This is a genomic window from Chryseobacterium salivictor (assembly GCF_004359195.1).
GTDB classification, from domain to species: Bacteria; Bacteroidota; Bacteroidia; order Flavobacteriales; family Weeksellaceae; genus Kaistella; species Kaistella salivictor.
In genome coordinates, this window is sequence record NZ_CP037954.1 from 1,737,509 (window position 1) to 1,758,957 (window position 21,449).

Annotated in this window: 19 protein-coding genes; 10 read left to right on the forward strand and 9 right to left on the reverse strand. The window is 38.0% G+C overall.

Annotated features, from left to right (window positions below):
* Window positions 1-14: 14 nt before the first annotated feature.
* The 5 genes from NBC122_RS08045 to ureA form a co-directional block, all read right to left on the reverse strand.
* Window positions 15-704 carry an urease accessory protein UreF gene (locus tag NBC122_RS08045; RefSeq protein WP_133441086.1) on the reverse strand — a complete coding sequence of 230 codons (690 nt, stop codon included), beginning with the start codon at window positions 702-704 and terminating at the stop codon, window positions 15-17.
* Complete coding sequence (ureE, locus tag NBC122_RS08050) at window positions 697-1,212, reverse strand: urease accessory protein UreE (protein WP_133439884.1); 516 nt, start codon at window positions 1,210-1,212, stop codon at window positions 697-699. The genes NBC122_RS08045 and ureE overlap by 8 nt, the downstream gene beginning before the upstream one ends.
* Before the next feature lie 89 nt (window positions 1,213-1,301).
* A complete protein-coding gene (ureC, locus tag NBC122_RS08055) occupies window positions 1,302-3,023 on the reverse strand; it encodes an urease subunit alpha (protein ID WP_133439885.1) in 1,722 nt (573 codons plus the stop codon).
* 1 nt (window position 3,024) lies between these two features.
* On the reverse strand, window positions 3,025-3,393 hold the full coding sequence (gene ureB, locus NBC122_RS08060; protein ID WP_133439886.1) for an urease subunit beta: 369 nt from the start codon (window positions 3,391-3,393) through the stop codon (window positions 3,025-3,027).
* A 19-nt stretch (window positions 3,394-3,412) separates the two neighbouring features.
* A complete protein-coding gene (gene ureA / locus NBC122_RS08065) occupies window positions 3,413-3,715 on the reverse strand; it encodes an urease subunit gamma (RefSeq protein ID WP_133439887.1) in 303 nt (100 codons plus the stop codon).
* An 896-nt stretch (window positions 3,716-4,611) separates the two neighbouring features.
* Here ureA and alaS point away from each other — a divergent pair.
* Window positions 4,612-7,269: an alanine--tRNA ligase gene (alaS, locus tag NBC122_RS08070; protein WP_133439888.1), complete on the forward strand. Its 2,658-nt coding sequence runs from the start codon at window positions 4,612-4,614 to the stop codon at window positions 7,267-7,269.
* A gap of 76 nt (window positions 7,270-7,345) precedes the next feature.
* On the opposite strand, the gene NBC122_RS08075 is transcribed toward alaS, so the two are convergent.
* The 4 genes from NBC122_RS08075 to NBC122_RS08090 form a co-directional block, all read right to left on the reverse strand.
* Window positions 7,346-7,588, reverse strand: a complete 243-nt coding sequence (locus NBC122_RS08075; RefSeq protein WP_133439889.1) for a hypothetical protein — start codon at window positions 7,586-7,588, stop codon at window positions 7,346-7,348.
* Window positions 7,589-7,679: 91 nt separating this feature from the next.
* Entirely contained in the window at window positions 7,680-8,174 is a 495-nt protein-coding gene (locus NBC122_RS08080) for a GNAT family N-acetyltransferase (protein ID WP_133439890.1), read from the reverse strand.
* Window positions 8,175-8,191: 17 nt separating this feature from the next.
* The gene (locus NBC122_RS08085; RefSeq protein WP_133441087.1) at window positions 8,192-9,397 is read right to left on the reverse strand and encodes a metallophosphoesterase; all 1,206 of its coding nucleotides are present in this window, start codon (window positions 9,395-9,397) and stop codon (window positions 8,192-8,194) included.
* Between the two features lie 67 nt (window positions 9,398-9,464).
* The gene (locus tag NBC122_RS08090) at window positions 9,465-10,532 is read right to left on the reverse strand and encodes a 3-oxoacyl-ACP synthase III family protein (protein ID WP_133439891.1); all 1,068 of its coding nucleotides are present in this window, start codon (window positions 10,530-10,532) and stop codon (window positions 9,465-9,467) included.
* Window positions 10,533-10,637: 105 nt separating this feature from the next.
* On the opposite strand from NBC122_RS08090, the gene NBC122_RS08095 reads away from it, so the two are divergent.
* The 9 genes from NBC122_RS08095 (at window position 10,638) to cas2 (ending at window position 21,302) form a co-directional block, all read left to right on the forward strand.
* A complete protein-coding gene (locus NBC122_RS08095; RefSeq protein WP_133439892.1) occupies window positions 10,638-11,210 on the forward strand; it encodes a hypothetical protein in 573 nt (190 codons plus the stop codon).
* Window positions 11,211-11,273: 63 nt separating this feature from the next.
* Window positions 11,274-11,936: a bifunctional demethylmenaquinone methyltransferase/2-methoxy-6-polyprenyl-1,4-benzoquinol methylase UbiE gene (gene ubiE / locus NBC122_RS08100; RefSeq protein WP_246012485.1), complete on the forward strand. Its 663-nt coding sequence runs from the start codon at window positions 11,274-11,276 to the stop codon at window positions 11,934-11,936.
* A gap of 4 nt (window positions 11,937-11,940) precedes the next feature.
* Window positions 11,941-12,726 (forward strand): type IX secretion/gliding motility protein PorT/SprT, encoded by a 786-nt coding sequence (gene porT / locus NBC122_RS08105; protein WP_133439894.1) that lies wholly within the window; start codon window positions 11,941-11,943, stop codon window positions 12,724-12,726.
* A 150-nt stretch (window positions 12,727-12,876) separates the two neighbouring features.
* Window positions 12,877-13,179 (forward strand): hypothetical protein, encoded by a 303-nt coding sequence (locus NBC122_RS08110; RefSeq protein ID WP_133439895.1) that lies wholly within the window; start codon window positions 12,877-12,879, stop codon window positions 13,177-13,179.
* Window positions 13,179-13,466: a cell division protein ZapA gene (locus tag NBC122_RS08115; protein WP_133439896.1), complete on the forward strand. Its 288-nt coding sequence runs from the start codon at window positions 13,179-13,181 to the stop codon at window positions 13,464-13,466. Before NBC122_RS08110 ends, NBC122_RS08115 begins: the two co-directional genes overlap by 1 nt.
* A gap of 288 nt (window positions 13,467-13,754) precedes the next feature.
* Window positions 13,755-15,329, forward strand: a complete 1,575-nt coding sequence (rny, locus tag NBC122_RS08120) for a ribonuclease Y (protein WP_133439897.1) — start codon at window positions 13,755-13,757, stop codon at window positions 15,327-15,329.
* A 605-nt stretch (window positions 15,330-15,934) separates the two neighbouring features.
* Entirely contained in the window at window positions 15,935-20,077 is a 4,143-nt protein-coding gene (gene cas9 / locus NBC122_RS08125; protein WP_133439898.1) for a type II CRISPR RNA-guided endonuclease Cas9, read from the forward strand.
* Complete coding sequence (gene cas1 / locus NBC122_RS08130; protein ID WP_133439899.1) at window positions 20,074-20,967, forward strand: type II CRISPR-associated endonuclease Cas1; 894 nt, start codon at window positions 20,074-20,076, stop codon at window positions 20,965-20,967. The genes cas9 and cas1 overlap by 4 nt, the downstream gene beginning before the upstream one ends.
* A complete protein-coding gene (gene cas2, locus NBC122_RS08135; RefSeq protein ID WP_133439900.1) occupies window positions 20,964-21,302 on the forward strand; it encodes a CRISPR-associated endonuclease Cas2 in 339 nt (112 codons plus the stop codon). The genes cas1 and cas2 overlap by 4 nt, the downstream gene beginning before the upstream one ends.
* Window positions 21,303-21,449 lie beyond the last annotated feature (147 nt).

The window sequence follows — 21,449 nt, forward strand, 5'->3', positions numbered from 1 at the left end:
TCTTTAATTTAATGTTAAGACATATAAAGTCTTGAATATAGCCTTTCGTGCTGCATGCAGCGGATATCGAACGACGTGTTGCACAGTCCTACATAACTGCGGTCCAGTTCCATGGTTTCGTTGGCTGTTGTTTCAATGACGGGGTACATTTCGAATAGGATGTCCTGCCCATCAAGTTGACCCAATGGAACGAGTTTCACGGCATTGGTGATCATTCCTGCAGCGGAACTGTAATAAAAGCCAAAGAGTGCATCTTGCAATGGAATTTCCAGTAGATGCGCGTAGATTCCGAAAGCGATACAGTAATTGGAGAACGCATTTCCTTTTTTAATTTCGGCTTCGTAGTCTTCCATAAGCTGGGAAGAGCGGTAGCGTTTAAAAATTTTAATAAACCGCAGCCCAAGTTTTTGGCTCGCCTGCCTGATCTCCATAGGCGCTTTCAGTGCAAGGCATTCCTGATCCAGTTTAAGGATTTCATATAATTCTCCTTTTTCTGCCGCATCATAGGCCAGTTTTACAAACGCGCCGTCATTGTATTTCAGGTTGTAGCGGATCATGTTTTCCACAAATTCCTTCGCGGTTTTGCGGTCGTTTACAATCCTGTTCTGTATGTAGGTTTCCAGACCGTTGGAATGCGAGTAGCCCCCAATAGGAAGCGCAGGGTCTGAGATATGCAGCAGTGTTGCCAGGAACTGTTTATTCATCATCTTTAGAAGAAGCCATTTTTAATATTTTAGTAAAAAGGGACGATCCCAAACTGCCGTGTCCGTGCGGTTCTACATTTGATTTAAGCAAGTTGAGCAGTTTCTTTTTTGTTTTTTCAGGTTGATAGCCTGCCGCGTCCAGCCAGCGGAACATGGGCATTTCAAAAGGCAGCAAAACTTCGCCGTCCTGGATGAAGAGCGGAATGTGTTTGTTGCCGATTTCGTAACACACGGTTCCCATTTCGAGCATCGATTTTGGAGTTATGACGATTGCATCGGTCTCCAGTACGTTTACGGCGACAATTTTCTCCTGATTTTCAAACAGGATATCACCTTCGCGCAGGCGCTGTCCTTCGCGCAGAAATTTAATCGCGATCTCCTGTCCCTGTACCGTATTTTTGCGCTGAATTCTTTTGGTTGTTTCATACCATTCCAGATCCAGATAATCTACGGTTTTACCATGAAGAGGCCTTTCAGAAAGATTGCCTGAAATTTCGTTAATAATCATTGTTAAGATTGGTTTTTTGTCCTCGATTTCGCTCATAAAAAAATACGGAAGTCCACCGTGAAGCGTCCTCCCGCAGTTTCAGTTTAATTTTAAAAAAGGAAATATCTTTGTGCCAACGGCAGTTCTTCCACCGGATCACAGGTGATGTACTCGCCGTCCACATATACTTTGTAGTTTTCGGGATTGACTTCAATGTTTGGAGTTTTGTCATTGTGAATCAAGTCTTTTTTACCGATGTTGCGGCAGTTTTTCACCGGAAGGAAAATCCTGTTGAGCTGATAGCTGTTAATGGTTCCGTTTTCGATGGATGCCTGGGAAACGAAGGTGATGCTCGTTTTCTGTACCGCGGTGCCGAAACCACCGAACATCGTTTTGTAAACGATTGGCTGTGGTGTTGGGATCGAGGCATTAGCATCGCCCATTTTACTGGCGCTTACAAAGCCGCTTTTTACGATCATTTCAGGTTTTACCCCGAAAAATGCGGGTTTCCAAATGACGAAATCGGCGATCTTGCCCACTTCCAGTGATCCTACATAGTCGGAGATTCCATGCGCGATGGCAGGGTTGATGGTATATTTTGCGATGTATCTTTTAACGCGGAAATTGTCATTTCCTTTGCCTTTGTCTTCTTCCAGTTCCTTGCGCTGCAATTTCATCTTATCGGCGGTCTGCCATGTTCTCATAATGACTTCTCCGCAACGCCCCATCGCCTGGGAATCGGAACTCATGATGCTGAAAACGCCCATGTCATGAAGGATGTCTTCGGCTGCGATTGTTTCTGGACGAATACGGGAATCGGCAAAAGCGACATCTTCGGGAATCTCTTTACTCAAATGATGGCAAACCATCAGCATGTCTAAATGTTCATCGATCGTGTTCACGGTAAACGGACGGGTAGGGTTGGTAGAAGCCGGTAATACGTTTGGATACATCGCGGCTTTGATAATGTCCGGAGCATGGCCTCCTCCCGCGCCTTCCGTATGGAATGTGTGGATTACCCGTCCGTCGATGGCGGCAATGGTATCTTCCAGGAATCCGCTTTCATTCAGGGTGTCGGTATGGATGGCGATCTGGATATCGTATTTATCGGCTACTTTCAGCGATGCGTCGATTACTGCCGGAGTAGCGCCCCAGTCTTCGTGGACCTTAAGCCCCAGTGCGCCGGCTTCGATCTGTTCTTCTAGAGGTTCCACGGTGGAGCAGTTTCCTTTGCCGAAAAATCCCAGATTCATGGGAAAGGCTTCAGTGGCCTCCATCATTCTCTGAATATTGAATTTTCCCGGTGTTGAGGTTGTGGCATTGCTGCCGTCATTTGGTCCGGTTCCTCCACCGATCATCGTAGTGATTCCACTGTAGAGTGAAGTTTCGATCTGCTGCGGGGAAATAAAGTGAACATGAGTATCGATTCCACCCGCTGTAACGATCATTCCGGCACCGTTGTGGACTTCTGTAGAAGCGCCGATAATCATTCCGGGGGTAATTCCATCCATGGTATCTGGGTTTCCTGCTTTACCGATCCCGACGATTTTGCCGTCTTTAATCCCGATATCTGCTTTTACAATTCCCCAGTGATCGATCAGAATTGCGCGGGTAATGCACAGATCCAGAACGCCCTGTGATCTTAGAAATGTAGAATTCTGTCCCATTCCGTCGCGTACGGTTTTGCCGCCACCAAAAATAGATTCATCGCCGTAAATTCCGAAGTCGTCTTCTACTTCTATGATCAGATTGGTATCTCCAAGACGAATTTTATCACCCGTTGTAGGTCCAAGGATATTCGCGTACTGTTTTCTGTCTACTTCTAAACTCATTTTATAAAGATTTATAGTTCAAAGATTTCATTTTAGCAAGTGCCCGATCTTTCACCTCCTGAGAGTCGATAGATCCGCTTACAAGATTGTCGAAACCGTAGAAATTCCGGTCTCCTCCAATCTCTACCAGTTCTACTTCTTTTTCTTCGCCGGGCTCAAAACGGACTGCAGTACTTGATATGATATTCAGTCTTTTTCCGAAGGCTTCATCGCGGTTAAACAACATCGCTTTGTTTACTTCAAAAAAATGATAATGCGAACCTACCTGTATGGGTCGGTCGCCGGTATTGGTCACTTTTATTTTTACGGTCGGCCTGCCTTCATTACAGATAATCGTGCCTTCTTTTACAAATATTTCTCCAGGTATCATAATGCTTTGTTTTTTGAGATTATCGGATAGGATTGTGCACGCTCACCATTTTGGTTCCGTCGGGGAACGTTGCTTCAATCTGTATGTCATGGATCATTTCGGGCACGCCGGTCATCACATCCTCTCTCGTAAGAATATTTGCGCCTTCGTGCATGAGGTCGGCAACGCGTTTTCCGTCTCTTGCTCCTTCCATCACAAAATGACTGATCAGGGCTATAGATTCGGGGTAATTCAGTTTCACACCCCTTGCTTTTCTTTTCAGAGCAAGTTCTCCAGCGGTGTGCAGCATCAGTTTTTCGATTTCTCGTGGTGTTAAATGCATCTCAGTATTTTTAATTAAGTTTAAGTATAACAGCTATTGCTCCATGTTTACAGAAAAACTAAAAAGGCTTGCTCTGAAAACAAAATGTAACGGATCATTTCATAGAACCACCATCTGCATTGACTGCTAATGAATCTGCCTGCAATGGTAAATTAAAAAATAAAATAGGTGCACGAAACACAGTTCTCCTGTGCCTTCATCTGAAAAGCACTCCACTGCAGTTTTCCGGAAGTAGAATACATACCGGTTTTTCGTGCCTTTATCTTAAGCGGCAAAATCTTTATCATGATCAGTTTCGGAAAAGGAACCTTTGGGTATTCTCATTATTGCTGAGATTTGAAATGACAGAACTGTCTGGATACAACGGAAAAATGGCAACAGCTGATCTTTCCAAACAGCGGGTATCAATTTAATCAAAACAATGAGTGAACATTACTTGGTTTTCTTTACTTTGTTATACAAATTAACAACTATTTATGTATAAATAAATGTTAAAAATTGATACATGAGTGTTAAATTTTGCGGATAGTGGAATTGGTTTTTTTTGTGATAGTGAGCGTTGGTTGGGGGCAGCGCTGTTGCACCTCCTTACAATGATCTGTCTTAACCGGAAATACATGTTTTAAATCTGCCTTTGTCGAGGGCTTGGATGAACGCTTTCAGCAGTTTCAGTTCTAAACTTCCGCTTAATCAAATCAATTTATTCATTCTTCTTTGTTTAATTAAGGAAAGGCTAAGGAGTATAAAAAATCCCTTGGTTAAAAAATTAGATATTTACTGAGAATAATACCTCTCTTAAGTTCCGAAAAATCAATCTGTTTTTTCAGTCAAAAATTTCTTAAATTTGCATTCTTATAAATTCGCCCAAAGCCAATCGCTAAAAGCCAAAATCAACTATGACTTCACAAAATATACGCCAGCAGTTTTTAGACTATTTTAAAAGTAAAAATCACCTGATCGTACCGTCAGCGCCGATTGTATTGAAAGACGATCCTACCTTGATGTTCTCCAATTCTGGAATGACCCAGTTTAAGGATTACTTTTTAGGTTATAAAGAACCGAAATCACCGCGAATTGCAGACACACAAAAATGTCTGAGAGTTTCCGGGAAGCATAATGATTTGGACGATGTCGGCCGCGATACTTACCATCACACGATGTTTGAAATGTTAGGGAACTGGTCATTTGGTGATTATTTTAAAAAAGAAGCCATTGGTTATGCCTGGGAATTACTGACAGAAGTTTATAAGATTCCGAAAGAAAATTTATATGTTACTGTTTTTGAAGGTGATGCTTCCGAAAACTTAGACCGCGACCAGGATGCCTACAATTTCTGGAAAGCTCATATTTCTGAAGACCGGATCATTAACGGAAATAAAAAAGATAATTTCTGGGAAATGGGCGAGAGCGGACCTTGTGGACCTTGTTCCGAAATTCATGTCGATATCAGAACAGACGAAGAGAAAGCCAGAGTTTCCGGTTTGGAGTTGGTGAATAACGATCACCCGCAAGTGGTAGAAGTCTGGAATCTCGTTTTCATGGAATTCAACAGGAAAGCCGACGGAAGTCTGGAAAAACTGCCAAAGCAGCACGTAGATACCGGAATGGGTTTTGAGCGTTTGTGTATGGCTTTACAAGGCAAAACTTCGAATTATGATACCGATGTTTTCACGCCTTTAATTCAAAAAGTAGAAGAACTTTCAGGAAAAAAATATACCGGAATTTTAGAAGACGAAAAAGATATTGCCATCCGCGTGGTGGTCGATCATATCCGGGCGGTTACTTTTGCAATTGCCGATGGACAGTTGCCTTCAAACGGTGGCGCTGGTTACGTAATCCGCAGGATTTTGCGCCGCGGAATCTCGTATGCTTACCGATTTTTAGGAATGAAAGAAGCTTTCCTTTTTGAATTGGTGGCTGTTTTAAGAACCGAAATGGGCGACTTTTTCCCTGAACTGGTTAAACAGCAAAAACTGGTGACGGAAGTGATCAAAGAAGAAGAAACTTCTTTCCTGAAAACCATCGAACACGGTTTAAAAAGAATTGATTTAATTATTAACGATACGATTTCAAAAGGACAGAAAACCCTTTCCGGCGTGGATGTTTTCGAATTGTACGATACGTACGGTTTCCCCGCGGATTTATCGAGAATCATCGCTGAAGAAAAACAGTTGACCGTTGATGAGCAAGGTTTTGAAGAAGAAATGACCAAGCAGAAACAGCGTTCCAAAAAATCATCCGCACAAAAAGTTTATGACTGGGTTGTTTTAGAGGAAAAAGCAGAATCTTTTGTAGGGTATGATGTCCTGGAAACTGAAACCTATATTACAAGATACCGGAAAATTGAAAATAAAGACGGCGAATTTTATCAGATCGTGCTTTCCAAATCGCCATTTTATCCTGAAGGTGGCGGGCAAGTGGGTGACAAGGGAATTTTAATTCCAAGTTATACCGCAGGTTTTGATATTTCAAATCCAAGCGTTTTTGATATTACAGACTGTTCAGAAATCATCGAAGTGCTGGAAACCAGAAAAGAAAATAATCTGATCGTCTCTTTAATTAAAGATTTGCCGAAAGATGCAGGTGCAGTTTTTTATGCTAAAGTAAACGAATCGGAAAGAAGAAATACGCAGGCGAATCATTCGGTGACGCATTTGCTTCACGAAGCGCTGCGCGAAGTTTTAGGAACACACGTGGAACAGAAAGGATCTTTCGTAGGTCCGGATTATCTGCGTTTTGATTTTTCCCATTTTTCTAAAATCAGTGAAGAAGATTTGAAAGTGGTTGAAGAAAAGGTGAATGCAAAAATCAAAGAAAATATTGCCCTTCAGGAATTCCGTGAAATCCCAATTACGGAAGCCATGGAAAAAGGAGCAATGGCACTTTTCGGTGAGAAATACGGCGATAAAGTAAGAATGATTCAGTTCGGTTCTTCCAAAGAACTGTGTGGGGGAACGCATGTGAAACATACGGGAGAAATCGGTCATTTTAAAATTCAGAACGAAAGTTCTACTGCAGCCGGAATCCGCAGAATAGAAGCGATTTCCGGAGATCAGTCTGCGGCTTATTTCAGGAATTTGGAAACCCAGCTGAAAGAGATTTCTTCTTTATTAAAGTCAAAAGAGCTTACGAAATCAGTGGAGAAACTGATCGAGGAAAATACTTCTTTAAAATCTGAAATAGAATCTTTGAAAAAAGAGAAAGCAAAATCTGAAACGTCGAACTGGGCCAATGATTTCGTTCAGAAAGAAGATAAAAAATTACTGGTGAAGAAAGTTTCTCTGGATGCCGGTAGCGTGAAAGATATTGTGTTCCAGTTGAAGAAAGATGTTGCGAATTCAGTGATTATCGTCCTTTCTGATGCGGATGGGAAACCGATGATTACCGTAAGCGTATCTTCAGATTTAGAAGCAAAATACCACGCGGGAAATATCGTGAAAGATTTGGCTAAGGAGATCCAGGGTGGCGGCGGCGGAAATCCGGGCTTTGCAACAGCAGGTGGAAAAAACCTGGATGGAATTGAAAACGCTTATCAAAAAGCACTCGCTCTGTAAAAAAGCAACAGAAATTTTAACATAAAAATCCCGAAAACTTTACAATCTTCGGGATTTTTGTTGATGATGAGGTCGTTTATTTGTTTCCGCCACCTCTTGCAACCAATGCAATGATAACGATCAGTACCAATGCACCGACTACCCAAACCAGTGGATTACTCATCCAGTCTCCGCCCATCGCGTCATTTCCTTTGTTCACATCTACATCCACTTTTAAATCGGAAGCTTTTTCCTGCGCTTTTACCAAAACTACGGCAAAGTTTGCCATCACTGCCAATGCGAAAATCTGGATCTTTGAGAATAAATTAGTACGTGTCATAATTTTAATTTTTTAATGTTAATAAAATTAACAATTCTAAAATCGTACCAAATAAAAAAAGCTCTTATTTTTTCCGGGTGAAAATGAGGATTTAAAACCGGTATTCCATTAAGTAATCATCCATTACATAACCGTTTCCGATGTCAAAAATACCTTCTGCAAATACCGAAAATCCTTGCGATTCATAAATTTTTTTTGCAGGATTATCTTTGTTGACGTTCAGGATAATTCTCCTGTCTGAAGTTTCTGCGACTTTTTCTTTTAAGAAATTGATGGCTTTTTTGCCGAGACCTTTTCCTTTGAATTCTTCTAAAAGATAAATGCGGTGGAGTTTGGCAGTGTCTTTTTCATAATGAAATTCGAAACCGATAAATCCGGCAGCGCTCCCATTATTTAAAATGAAGTAATAGTGATAATTTGGATTTTTGAGCTGATCAGAGATTTCCTGATGAGAATACATTTCCTTCAACATATAATCGATCTGATCTTGCGGGAGAATGTTTCTGTAGGCTGCATTCCAGGATTTTTCAGCCAGTTGCTGAAAAAGAGGAATATCTTTTTCCGCTGCTTTTATAAATTCAACCATGAGGTTTTATTTTTTAATTAACTCAATTCCAGTAAGGTTATTTCAGGATCGATGCCGACTCTTCCGGGATAACCGATCACGCCAAAGCCCCGGTTGACATAAAGCGATTTTCCATTGCTTTCATATAAATCTGCCCATTTTTTATAACGGTACTGCACCGGAGACCAACGGACGTTTTTCAGATCAAGCCCAAACTGCATGCCGTGGGTGTGCCCCGAAAGCGTGAGCTGTACATTGGAAGGATGATTTTTTACGATGGCATCAAAATGCGTGGGATCGTGGCTCATCAATAATTTCGCAGCTTCGGCAGGGATCCCATAAGACGCTTTATCCAAATCTCCATATTGTGGAAAAGGTTTTTCGCCCCAGTTTTCTACACCAAGTACATACAGTTTTTCGCCGTTTTTCTCAATGATCCGATGCTCATTTCTAAGCATTTCAAAGCCGGCCTGTTTTTGTAATTCAATTAAATTGGGAATGTTCTGTGCTTTTTCGGCCGCTGAATTCCAGGTACCGTAATCGCCGTAATCATGATTTCCGAGAATTGAAAACTTGCCGTCTTTCGACTGTATGCTTTGGAATAAGTCCACAAAAGGTTTAAACTCGCTGGCGTAATTATTGACCATATCGCCGGTAAACAGGACTAAATCTGGTTTTTGCTCATTAATTAAATCGATGGCTTTCTGCAGTTTTTCGGGACGGAGAAAACTGCCGGCGTGGACATCGGAAATCTGCACGATTTTGTAACCGCTGAAACTTTTCGGCAAACCCGCTATCTTTAATTTCACTTTTCTTATCGAATGCCTGTATTTTCCAAAAACAATCCCATCCAGAAATAAACCTGAAAGCAGTGCTGCAGTTCCTATTCCGACGATACTTAAAAATTTCCTGCGTTCGGGAATGTGATTTTCGGCCGTGCCAAATAATTGAACGGTATATTTAATTCCCCGTCCGAAATCTTCGATCAAAAGAAAGAAAACCACAAAAAGTTTGGGAAGTAAAAAAACTAAAAATACCGAAGCGACAATCTGTACCTGCTGATGATCGCGTTCTGTACGTTTGAAATTAAGGACTTCATAAATGAAAAATAAATACACCAAAACCGTAATCACCCAATAAGCAATCCGAAGGGAATTATTGTTTGTGACGGTTTTAAAAGCCTGATAAACATAAAATTCGAGGGCGAATAAAATTCCTGTAATTATTAAAATATTTCTTTGCATCATTTTTTAGATCAATAAAAAAGCACAAAATGTGTTTTGTGCTCTTCTTTATTTTGTGACTTGTTAATTAAGGAAAACGGTAAACAATCGCGTTGATGTTCATTCCGGCTCCTACCGAAGTGAAGACGATATTTCCTTTTTCTTTGAATGATTGCCCCTCCATTTTTCCTTTCCTAATTAAATCGAACATGGTTGGTATTGTAGCCACAGAAGAGTTTCCTAGATATTGAATCGTCATTGGCGAAACCGCGTGATCGTAATCTGTTCTGCCGTAGAGTTTAAACAAGCGGGAGATCATGGCATAATCCATTTTGGCATTTGCCTGGTGAATTAAGATTTTATCGATATCGTCGATGGTTAAATTTGCTTTGTCAATGGTTTCTTTAATCGCATCAGGAACATTTTTCAAGGCATATTCGTAGATTTTTCTACCGTGCATTCTGATGTATAAAGGTCTGCGGTCTTCATCTTTTTTTAAGGAAGGTGCATTTTCGAGATAGTTTAATTCCGGTCCGTTATCACAAATGGTTGAATCGGCAATGATTCCCACGGTTTCATCGTCGGTTGCCTGTACAACGACCGCTCCGGCCCCATCGGCAAAAATCATTTTGTTGCGGTCAAATGCGTCGGTTACCCGGCTTAGGGTTTCAGATCCTACCACCAATATTAATTTTGCTTTTTTAGCTTTAATAAGCGTATCTGCCAAAATCATGGCTTCTACCCAACCGGGGCAGCCAAAAATCATGTCGTAATTTACGGTTCTTCTGTTTTTAATGTTGAGTTTGTTTTTCACTCTGGAAGACATCGAAGGCATGAAGTTGGTCATTCCGTTTTGGTCAACTTCACCAAAATTACTGGCGTAAATAATATAGTCTAAATCTTCCTGGTCTATTTTTGCGTCCGCGATGGCTTCTTTTGCCGCGCGGTATCCCAAATCAGAGTTAAATTCGTCTTCTTCCAGGTAACATCGGGTTTCAATTTCGGTGATTTCTACAAATTTTTGAATGACTTCTTCATTAGGTTTGTCGATTTTCTCACCTTCGTCGGTGTAAAAAACAGAGTCCATGAAGTATTCTTTACCGATTACCTTAGTAGGAATGTAACTTCCTGATCCGATTATGATTGTATTGGGCATATAATGATATGAAAAATTTAGGGCAAATTTAAGAATTATTATTGTACCGTAGTAAAACAAAATTATTATTAAATTTGCAAAAGTTTTTTCACCACAATATTTTATATGAAAATCAGTGCATCTACCAAAGGTTTAATTATTTCAGTCATTACTGTATTGGTCGCCTTCGGGATTTATAATTTCTTTTTAGCGAAAAAAAATTATTACCTGGTGGATAATCCCACCGAAAATACTTTTTATTTTACTATTAATAACGGGAAAGAAAACATTATTTCGGCAGGGCAGAAAGTGCATGTTGATTTAAAGAAAGGCAAAAACGAGATTAAAGTTTTTGACGGTCAAAAAAAATTGCTGTATGATTCAGGTTTTGTGGTGAATAAAAACCGCGGCCTGCTGAATATCGCTCACCGGGATTATTATATCAACGAACAGTTTTATGGCTATGGATTAAATAAGGATTCTTTGATCGCGGCGAGAAAACAAACCAATATCGACGGGAAATTATATCTGAATGCTCCCGTTCATTTTAATAAATTATATACCGATGCTTTTTATTACAATATCGACGAAAAGTACGATGGAGTAGTAAAAAACATCCAGAAAGTAGAATCCAGAACAAAAATTTTCCGGAAAGAAGATTTTTTGAATTATTATAAAGAATATTATCAATTTAAATAAGACACCTTGAACCAAGTTACCCCTTACAATACCGAAGCCGGCAAGAAAAAAGAAGTCGAAGATATGTTCGACAATATCGCACCGAAATACGATCTGCTGAATCATGTGCTCTCTATGAAAATTGATGTTTTATGGAGAAATACCCTGGTGAAGTGGATGAATGCTGATCAGCCGAAAGAGGTTTTGGATGTGGCCACCGGAACCGGAGATTTAGCAATCGCCGTACAAAAAGGAACCGGTGCAAAAATGATTGGTTTGGATCTTTCGCAGCAAATGCTGAACGTAGGGATAGAAAAAATCAGGAAGATTAATTTGACCGAACAAATCGAAATGATCAAAGGAGATGCAGAAAATCTTCCTTTTGAAAGCAATAAATTTGATGCGGTTTCCGTTGCATTTGGAGTGCGTAATTTCGAGAATTTAGAAAAAGGGCTTTCAGAATTGAAAAGGGTAGTGAAAGAGGGAAAGAGCGTTTATATTCTGGAGTTTTCCAAAGTAGAAGGTTTTTTAGCTCCATTTTATATGTTTTATTTTAAAAATATCTTACCTCAAATCGGTAAATTGGTTTCAAAAGATAACCGCGCATATACCTACTTGCCGGATTCTGTAAATGCTTTTCCTTTTGGAGAAAAAATGAAAACCATTTTATTAAATGTTGGATTTCGAAAAGTAGAATACAAAAAACTAAGTTTAGGAATCGCAACCATTTATAAGGCCACCAAATAATAATATGTTGAAAAACTTTTTTAAAACGAGCATCGTTGCTGCCTTTTGTTTTGCAACATTTAGCAATGCACAGTTGTTCCGGACCAAAGACAGGATGGATCATCTGGAAGGATTTGATGAGCAGAAATTCAGTTATGGATTTTACCTCGCTGCCAATAATTTCGATTACAAACTGGTTCTTGATCCTAAGTTCGGGATGGATGGGCAAAAGAATTTGGTACAGACCAAATCTGCCTATAGTTTCGGTGCTGGTTTAATCGGGAAGTTAAGATTAAGCGATTATTTTGATTTAAGAATCGAACCGGGTCTGCAGTTCGTGGAACGCGAAATTTATTTCGACACACAGTCCAACGATCAGTTTGCGGCAGGGACTCCGGCCAACCAACCTTTTGCGCCGAGAGTTTTAACGGATGCTGATAAATTAAGAACTGTAAAATCAACTTACGTAGATATTCCTCTGTTAATAGAGGTTCACGGTGACCGTTGGTATAATTCCCGACCTTATGCCGCCACCGGGGTCAACTGGATGATGAATCTGCAATCCAACAGCAAGGCAGAAGACGACAATCAGCAGGGGATTTTCCGTACCACGGGGAGTAATCTGGCCTGGTCGGCAGAAGTGGGAATTCAGTTTTATTTCAGCAGGTTTAAACTGACGCCGGGCTTCAGGGGAACCTTTATGATCAATAATGAATCTGTGGCAGATAATGCCGAAACGCCGCCCTACTGGTCATCAGCAATCTCGAGTGCGAAAACCAGAGCGTTCATGTTTGTATTGAAATTTGAATAAAAAAGGGATGGTTTTTTAATAACAGGGAGAAGGTTCTAAGACTTTCTCTTTTTTATTTCGCAATTTCTAAAATTAGTACTCAATAAGTTATACTTTCAAATTAATTTTTTATATTTTTGCTACAGAGTTAGAATAAATTAACCTGGAGAAATGCTCAAAGATTTAGAAAATAATTTTTCGCTTTTAGAAAAGAAGATTTTGGCGGTAAAAAAAAATTACGAGAATCTTAACGAAAAATATATCGAATTAAATCAGGAGCATGAAGAGCTGAAGATGAAATACGAAGAGGAAAGAAAAAGAAACCAGGTTTTAGCAGAAGAACAAAAAGATATAAAACTTTATTCAGCAATATCAGGAAATCCGGATCATAACCGATTGATGAAGAACCATATCAACCGGTTGATCAAAGAAGTGGATTATTGTATTGCGGAACTTCAAAACAGTGGATTGTAATGGATGTAAGAAGAATAACCATCACCATTGCCGGCAGAAGTTATCCGCTGAATGTACCCTCCGCCGAAGAAGAAACTTTGCGCAAAGTCGGGAAACAGATTGAAGCAATGATTAAAGATTTTGAACAGAATTTTGACGTTAGAGATAAACAGGATGCTTTGGCGATGTGTTGCTTAAAATTAGGAACCAACGCTGAAGTGGCACAGATCAACAACGATAAAAATATAAAAGATTCCACGGAGCGGTTGATGAATATCAATCAATTTTTGGAAGAGTTGGAAAAGTAGATTTTTCTTTTTCACTCAACAACTGCCTACAATAGTTCTAACACATTACAGGTAAACTCAACGCAAAACTATTACCGAACGAAAGTTTATTTAATGGCGTGCCGACATGCTCGGATTACAGAAAATAAAAAACAGTTCAAATCGTGTTGATTAGGAGTTTACTCTAAATCCGTGAACTGTTGTAGGTTTTTTTTTAACCCATAATCAAGGTCGAAAAGGTTTTAAATTGAAATGATTTTGAATCTAACGGCTTGATTTTTAACAAACTTAATATTAAACTAAACATATATGACAACAATCACCATTATTATTATCGGTATTGTTTGCTTGGTTGTAGGAGCGGTAATTGGAATGGTTTTTTCCAAAAGTGCTCTTAACACAAAAGCGAAATTCATCGTAGAAGATGCAAAGAAAAACGCCGAGAACCTTATAGAAAAAGCCACCGTACAGGCAGAATCCATTAAGAAAGAAAAGCATTTTCAGGCCAAGGAAAAATTCATGGAACTGAAATCGCAACATGACGCAGACATTCAGTCAAGAGAAAGAAAAATGCAGGATTCTGAAAAAAGAATCAAAGACAAAGAGCAGAAACTTAATGATGAATTAAGCAAAACAGGCAAACTGGAGAAAGACCTCGACCGTCAAATTGCTGATTACAGTAAAAAACACGAAATTCTCGAAAGAAAACAGCAGGAACTGGATGCGGTTACGGCACAGAAAGTAGAAATCCTGGAAAGAATCTCCGGATATTCTGCCGAAGATGCGAAGAACGAACTGGTAGAAGCTTTGAAAGCAGAAGCCAAAACAAGAGCGCAGGCACATGTTCAGAACATCATGGCGGAAGCGCAACTCAACGCTAAACAGGAAGCTAAGAAAATCGTTATTCAGACCATTCAGAGAATCGGTACAGAACAGGCCATCGAAAATTCGGTTTCTGTATTCAATATCGAATCTGACGAAGTTAAAGGAAGAATTATTGGTCGAGAAGGAAGAAATATCCGTGCTTTAGAAGCGGCTACAGGAGTTGAGATCATCGTTGATGATACGCCGGAAGCTATTTTGCTTTCATGCTTCGATCCGGTAAGAAGAGAGATCGCAAGACTGTCTCTTCACCGATTGGTTACCGACGGTAGAATTCACCCGGCAAGAATTGAAGAAGTAGTAGACAAAACCAAAAGACAGATCGAGGAAGAAATCATCGAAGTGGGTAAAAGAACCGTCATCGATTTGGGAGTTCACGGACTTCACCCTGAACTGGTAAAAATCGTGGGTAGAATGAAGTTCCGTTCTTCTTATGGACAGAACTTATTGCAGCACTCGAGAGAAGTTGCGAATATCGCCGGAACAATGGCGGCAGAATTAGGCCTTAACGTTAAGTTAGCGAAAAGAGCCGGTTTGCTTCACGATATCGGAAAAGTTCCGGAACAGGAATCAGAATTGCCACACGCCCTTTTGGGAATGCAGTGGGCAGAGAAATACGGTGAGAATCCGGAAGTTGTCAACGCCATCGGGGCTCACCACGATGAGGTTGAAATGACCACCTTATTATCGCCGATCATTCAGGTGGCCGATGCGATTTCCGGAGCTAGACCAGGCGCAAGAAGACAGGTTTTAGAATCTTATATACAAAGACTAAAAGACCTGGAAGCAGCAGCTCTAAGTTTCGACGGTGTTTCAAGTGCTTATGCAATCCAGGCGGGTAGAGAACTTCGGGTAATGGTAGAAAGCGGAAAAGTGAATGATGACCAATCGGCACAGCTTTCTTATGATATCTCAGAGAAAATTCAAAACGAATTAACGTATCCGGGACAGGTTCGGGTAACGGTAATCCGTGAAACCAGAGCGGTGAATATTGCGAGATAAAATTTCGTATTAATGATATATAAAACTCCTTTCAGTGATGAAAGGAGTTTTTTTGTGATTAAAATAGTAATGAAAAATAATCTATTTGCCAATTTTTCTTTTTGCCGAAAAGGTCATTGTTTGCCTAAAAAAAAGGCCCGAAATCAGGTTTTTAGGAAGTGTCTTTCTAATCTTTAGAAGGCTGAGTTTTTACAAATTTGTTTTGGAGAGAGGGGCTGCTAAATGTTTTAGCGTATTAATTTCCATGTGGTAGTAAAATATTCAGACAAAAAAATGCCCCGAAGATAGTCGAGGCGCTAAATGTTTTCACAACGGAATAATCCTTATTGTGAATTGCTTTCAAAATTATTGAGACAAATGTATAAAAATTATTTATTGCCCTATTACGGATTTCCATAATTTTCTCTTAATTCTTTTTATTATATTAGGGAATTGAAAAAAATAACTATGAAAAAAGCAATGCTTCCGGTAAATTTGGAAATCGTCTTATCATCAATAAAAAATCCCACGGAGTACGCAGGATTGAGTTTTTCTTCGGCTTATAGCCTTGTTGTGAATTGTCTTTCAGTTGCAAATATATAAAAAATAATTAAAACGAAACAAAAATGAATAAAATTTTAGGTGTTGATTTAGGTACCAATTCAATTGGGCTTACATTAAGAGTCGGTGATGTGTTTTCATGGTATGAAGTATACACTTTTAAAAAAGGGGTTGGAGAAGGGAAATCCGGCGAATATTCATTTGCAGCCGAGAGAACAAAACATCGTTCTTCAAGGAGGCTTTACAATGCAAGAAGATATAGGAAGTGGAAAACTCTTAAAGTTTTAATTGAAAATAATTATTGTCCATTATCTATAGAAAATTTAAATAAATGGAAACATTATGAAAAAGGCTTAGGAAGAATTTTTCCTGTAAATGATGAATTATTTCAAAACTGGATTAAGTTGGACTTTGATAATGATGGGATTCCGGATTTTACAAGCCCATATCAATTGAGAAGATTATTAATCACCGAAAAATTAAATTTATCACTTCCTCAAAATAAATATAAAGTTGGTAGAGCATTATATCATATTGCGCAGAGAAGAGGTTTTAAAAGTAGCAGGAAAAGTGGAGCTAATGAAAAAACTGCAGTTTATAAAGGAAGTACTGAAACCAAGACTATCGGAAGAAATGAATATGAAAATTTAATTATTGAGAATGGAAGCTTAGGAGCTGCTTTTGCGTTTTTAGAAGATAACGGAATACGGGTTAGAAACAGATATACTTTAAGGTCTGATTATCAAATTGAAGCTAAGAAAATTTTAGAATTTCAAAACATTGACAATCTTCAGTTTCGTGAAGATATTGAAAAAGCAATATTTTTTCAACGCCCTTTGCGCTCCCAAAAAGGCTTGGTGGGGAAGTGTACTTTAGAACCTAATAAAGCCCGTTGTCCAATCAGCCATTACAAATTTGAGGAGTATAGAGCGTGGTCTTTTATTAATAATATAAAATTTAAAAACAAAGAAACGAATCAATTTGAATCAATACCGCTAGAGCTTAGACAAAAATTATACAACGAAAAATTCTTCTACAAAAGTAAGAGAGATTTTCAGTTTAGTGATGTTAGAAAATTTATTAAGGAAAATGGTGGTAAAGAATGGGAACTTAATTATTCGGCCAAAATGGATGAAATTTCTATTCCGAGTTGTTTTGTTTCAGCAAGGTTAAAATCTGTGTTTGGAGAAAATTGGCAGGACTATAAAAAATCAATTAAAAAAATCGATAAGAAAGGGAAGGAGTATGATGTAAATTATACTATTGAAGATATTTGGCATATTATGTTTTCCTATGAAGATGAAGAGGTTTTTGAAGAGTTCCTCGTGAGTACATTAGAATTAGATGAAAAGGAAGTTAAAGAATTAGTGACTATATTTAATCAGTTTCCTATTGGTTATGCCAATTTAAGTTTAAAAGCAATAAACAATATTTTGCCTTTTTTAAAACAAGGAATTATCTATTCCGAATCAGTAATTCTAGCAAAAATACCGGAAATTATCGGCAAGGAATTATTTGAACACAATAAAGAAGAAATCTTAGAAGCATTGCGGCAAGAAGTTGAAAACGTACGAGAAGAAAAAACAATTGTCAACATTGCTAATAATTTGATTTTTAAGTATTATGCATTGGATTGGGATGAAAGATTTGCTTGGAAAGATGTAAGTTATAAACTAGATAGTTCTGATTTGAAGGAGGTTGAAAAAGCAACTATAGAACATTTCGGAGATAAAACCTGGCAGAAACTGGATGAAGGCTCCAGAAAAAAGATATTATCAGAAGTAACAATTAAATATCAAGACTTTTTTGCTTCGTCAAAAAGGGAGCATATCAAACCACCTCATTTGGTAAATAGAATTTGTGCATTTCTAAAGCGTGCGTTGGGTGTTTCAGAAGAAAAATTGAGCAAAATTTATCATCCCTCACAAATCGATATTTATCCTAAAAAAGAAGGACAAAAATATTTGTTAAGCCCGAAAACAGCAGCTTTCAAAAATCCGATGGCTTACAAAACATTGTATAAGTTGCGCGATGTTATTAATTATTTAATTGAGATTGGAAAAATTGATGAAGAAACCAGAATCGTTGTAGAAATTGCAAGAGATTTGAACGATAGCAACAAACGCTGGGCAATAGAAAAATATCAAAGAGACCGGGAAGCTGAAAACCGAGAATTTGCTAATGCAATATCAGAGTTAATTAATGATCCGGAATTCAAGGGAAATGCAGATCCTGCAAGTAAAAAAGACAACGAAAAATTCAGATTATGGATTGAACAAACTGACAATTTAGAAGAAGTTCTGAAAGAAATTCAGGTAATTGATAAAAATAAAAATCTATCTGTTTCTCAAAAAGACATTCAAAAATACCGTTTATGGAAAGAACAAAATTGCACTTGTTTTTACACCGGAAAGATGATTAGATTGACAGATTTGTTTGATAAAAACATAATCGATTTTGAGCATACTATTCCCAGAAGTAAATCTTTTGACAATTCATTAGCTAATCTAACGGTTTGCTATGCAGATTATAATAGAAATATTAAAAAGAATCAAATGCCAACTGAATTGCCTAATTATGAAGAAGAATCAAATGGGTATTCGGCAATAAAACCACATTTGTATTTGTGGGAAAAGAAAGTAGAAGATCTGTTCAAGCAGATTGATTTTTGGAAATTCAAATCCAAAGTTGCAATAGATAAAATGGCAAAAGATGAAGCTATTCGTCAAAAACATATTCGTATAATGCAATATGATTATTGGAAAAGCAAATTAGATAGATTTACAAGAACAGAAATTCCGCAAGGATTTGTCAATAGCCAATTAACCGATACACAGATTATTACAAAATATGCTTTTCATTATTTGAAAACCGTTTTTACTAAAGTAGATGTTATTAAAGGCTCAAATACTGCCGAATTTAGAAAAATATATGAGATTCAACCAAAAGATGAGGTAAAGGATAGAAGCAAGCATTCTCATCACGCAATTGATGCTGCTGTTTTAACTCTTATTCCTTCTGCCAAAAAACGAGAAGAAATACTGAAAAAGTCTTATGGATTTGAAGAAAAATATTTTGATAAACAATACCACGAAAAACCATTTCTTGGATTTAATATTTCGATGATTGATGAGATAAGAAATAACATACTTATCAACAATATGGCCGACAAAGACCAAGTTTTAACTCCAGGAAAAAAGATTGTAAGAAAAAGAGGAAAAGTTGTTTGGATTGATCAAAAAAATAAAATTCCTAAAGTTGCACAAGGAGATTCTGTGAGGGGCGAATTACATCTTCAAACCTATTATGGAAAAATTAAAATTGCGGCAAAAGATAACAATGGTTCATTATTAAGAGACGAATCAGGTAATGTAATCTATAATCAAACAGATGGAAAAGATGAGGTTTGGATGGTTTTGAGAAAACCTATTGATAAAGTAAATTTTGGTTCAGATATAATTGTTGATTTTCATTTAGCAGAATATCTCAATAAACAAATTTTAGATGGCGTAAAACAACTAGAATTACAGGATTTTCAAGGAAAAATTTTAAGACATCTACGATGTAGAGTTAAAGCGGCTCGTGGATTTATGAATCCGGACAATGTAACTGTTGTAAAAGAACATGTTTATAAATCTTCAAAAGATTACAAAAATTATATTTATGCAGATTCCGGCGAGAATTATATGTTTGGGTTATATGAAAATGAAAAAGGAGAAAAAAATATAATTTCAATTAATAAATTTGAAGCTTCAAAGTTTGTTAGTGCCTTAGGAATTCCTGAAAATAAAGAAGAAGTATTTAAACAGAAAGAACCTGTTTTAATAAAAACTAAGGAAGCTATTCTAATTCACCTTTTCAAAAGTGGACAAAAAGTAATTTTCTATAATTCATTGGAAGAATTAGAGGATATTAAAAAAACTCCTGAAGAAATTTCAAAAAGACTATATTTTATTAAAAGGCTACACCAAGCTTCAGTAGGAAATATGCTTTTTCAACACCATTTAGAAGCGCGTACAGATGAAGAATTAATAAAAGATTTTCCAAAAGAGATATTTAAATCAGCTGGTAAGGATGGTTTTTCAAAATATCAAACAGATTTTATAGCTCCAAGAATTTTGTTTAAGCCAACTACCCCTAATTTTATCATTGAAGGTAAAGATTTTGAAATGAAATTAGATGGAACCATAAATTTTAATTTCCGATGATCACCCGCTCCATTTACATCGGCAATTCCGCATACCTCAAGCTCAAAGACGAGCAGATGTACATTCTTTGTCCGGAAACCAAAGAAGTGAAAGGCAAAGTTCCGGTGGAAGATTTGGGGCTTTTGATGCTGGATCACTTTCAAATTACGATTTCCCATCAGCTCATTCAGAAAATGATGGGAAATAATGTGGTCATCATCAGTTGTGATGCGCACCATTTGCCGCACGGCATCATGTTGCCGTTGTACGGTCATTCGCAACATTCAGACCGGGTGAAAGATCAGCTGGAAGCCAGTGAACCGCTGAAAAAACAACTTTGGAAGCAAACCGTAGAATGCAAAATTGAAAACCAAAAGGAAGTTTTAATCCGTTTAGGAAATTATCATGAACCCATGACCGGTTATCAAAACAATGTCAAAAGCGGTGATATTACCAATATGGAAGGCATTGCAGCACAACATTACTGGAAATACCTCATCAGTTTAGATTTTCTGCGGCAGCGTTTTGGCGAGTCCCCGAACCCGTTTTTTAATTTCGGATATGCGGTTTTGCGCAGTATTGTAGCCCGTGCGATTGTAGAAACGGGGCTGCTTCCGGTGTTAGGGATTTTTCATAAAAACAAGTACAATCCTTATTGCTTAGCAGATGATTTAATGGAACCTTACCGCCCTTTTGTAGATTGGCTGGTGATGAATTGGCTTACGAAAAACCCTGATTCAGAAGAGTTGACCAAAGAGTTTAAAGCGCATCTCCTGCAAATTGCAACCAAAGATGTGTTGATCGATGGCAAGAGAAGGCCGCTGAAGGTGGCTGTTAAAACAACTGCAAGCTCCCTTTATAAGTGTTATACTGGAGAAAAGCGGTTGATAGATTATCCGGAATTAATATGAATGCCGAGAGGTTTAATGCCTACCGAATTATGTGGGTTTTAGTTTTATACGATTTACCGACCGAAACCAAAGCCAATATGAAAGACGCGAACCGCTTTCGTAAAGGTTTGTTGGATGATGGATTTGCACTGTTTCAGTTTTCGATGTATATGAGGCATTGTCCGAGTCGGGAAAATGCTGAGGTACATATTAAAAGGGTGAAGTTTATACTTCCTAAAGCAGGCAAAGTGGCCATTATGTGCATTACCGATAAGCAGTTTGGTGATATTGAGATCTTTTTTGCCAGAAATAAAGAAGAACCGCCGCCAATGTACCAACAGCTCGAATTATTCTGATTTATTCATATAGAAAAATAACATAAAAAATTGACTTTCAGTTATTTATATTTATTTTTTTTCGTAACTTATTGGTAGCTAGCTTAATAATTTATAATGAAAAAAATACTCCACAAACATTTCTGACCATCAATGGCAATTGGTTTA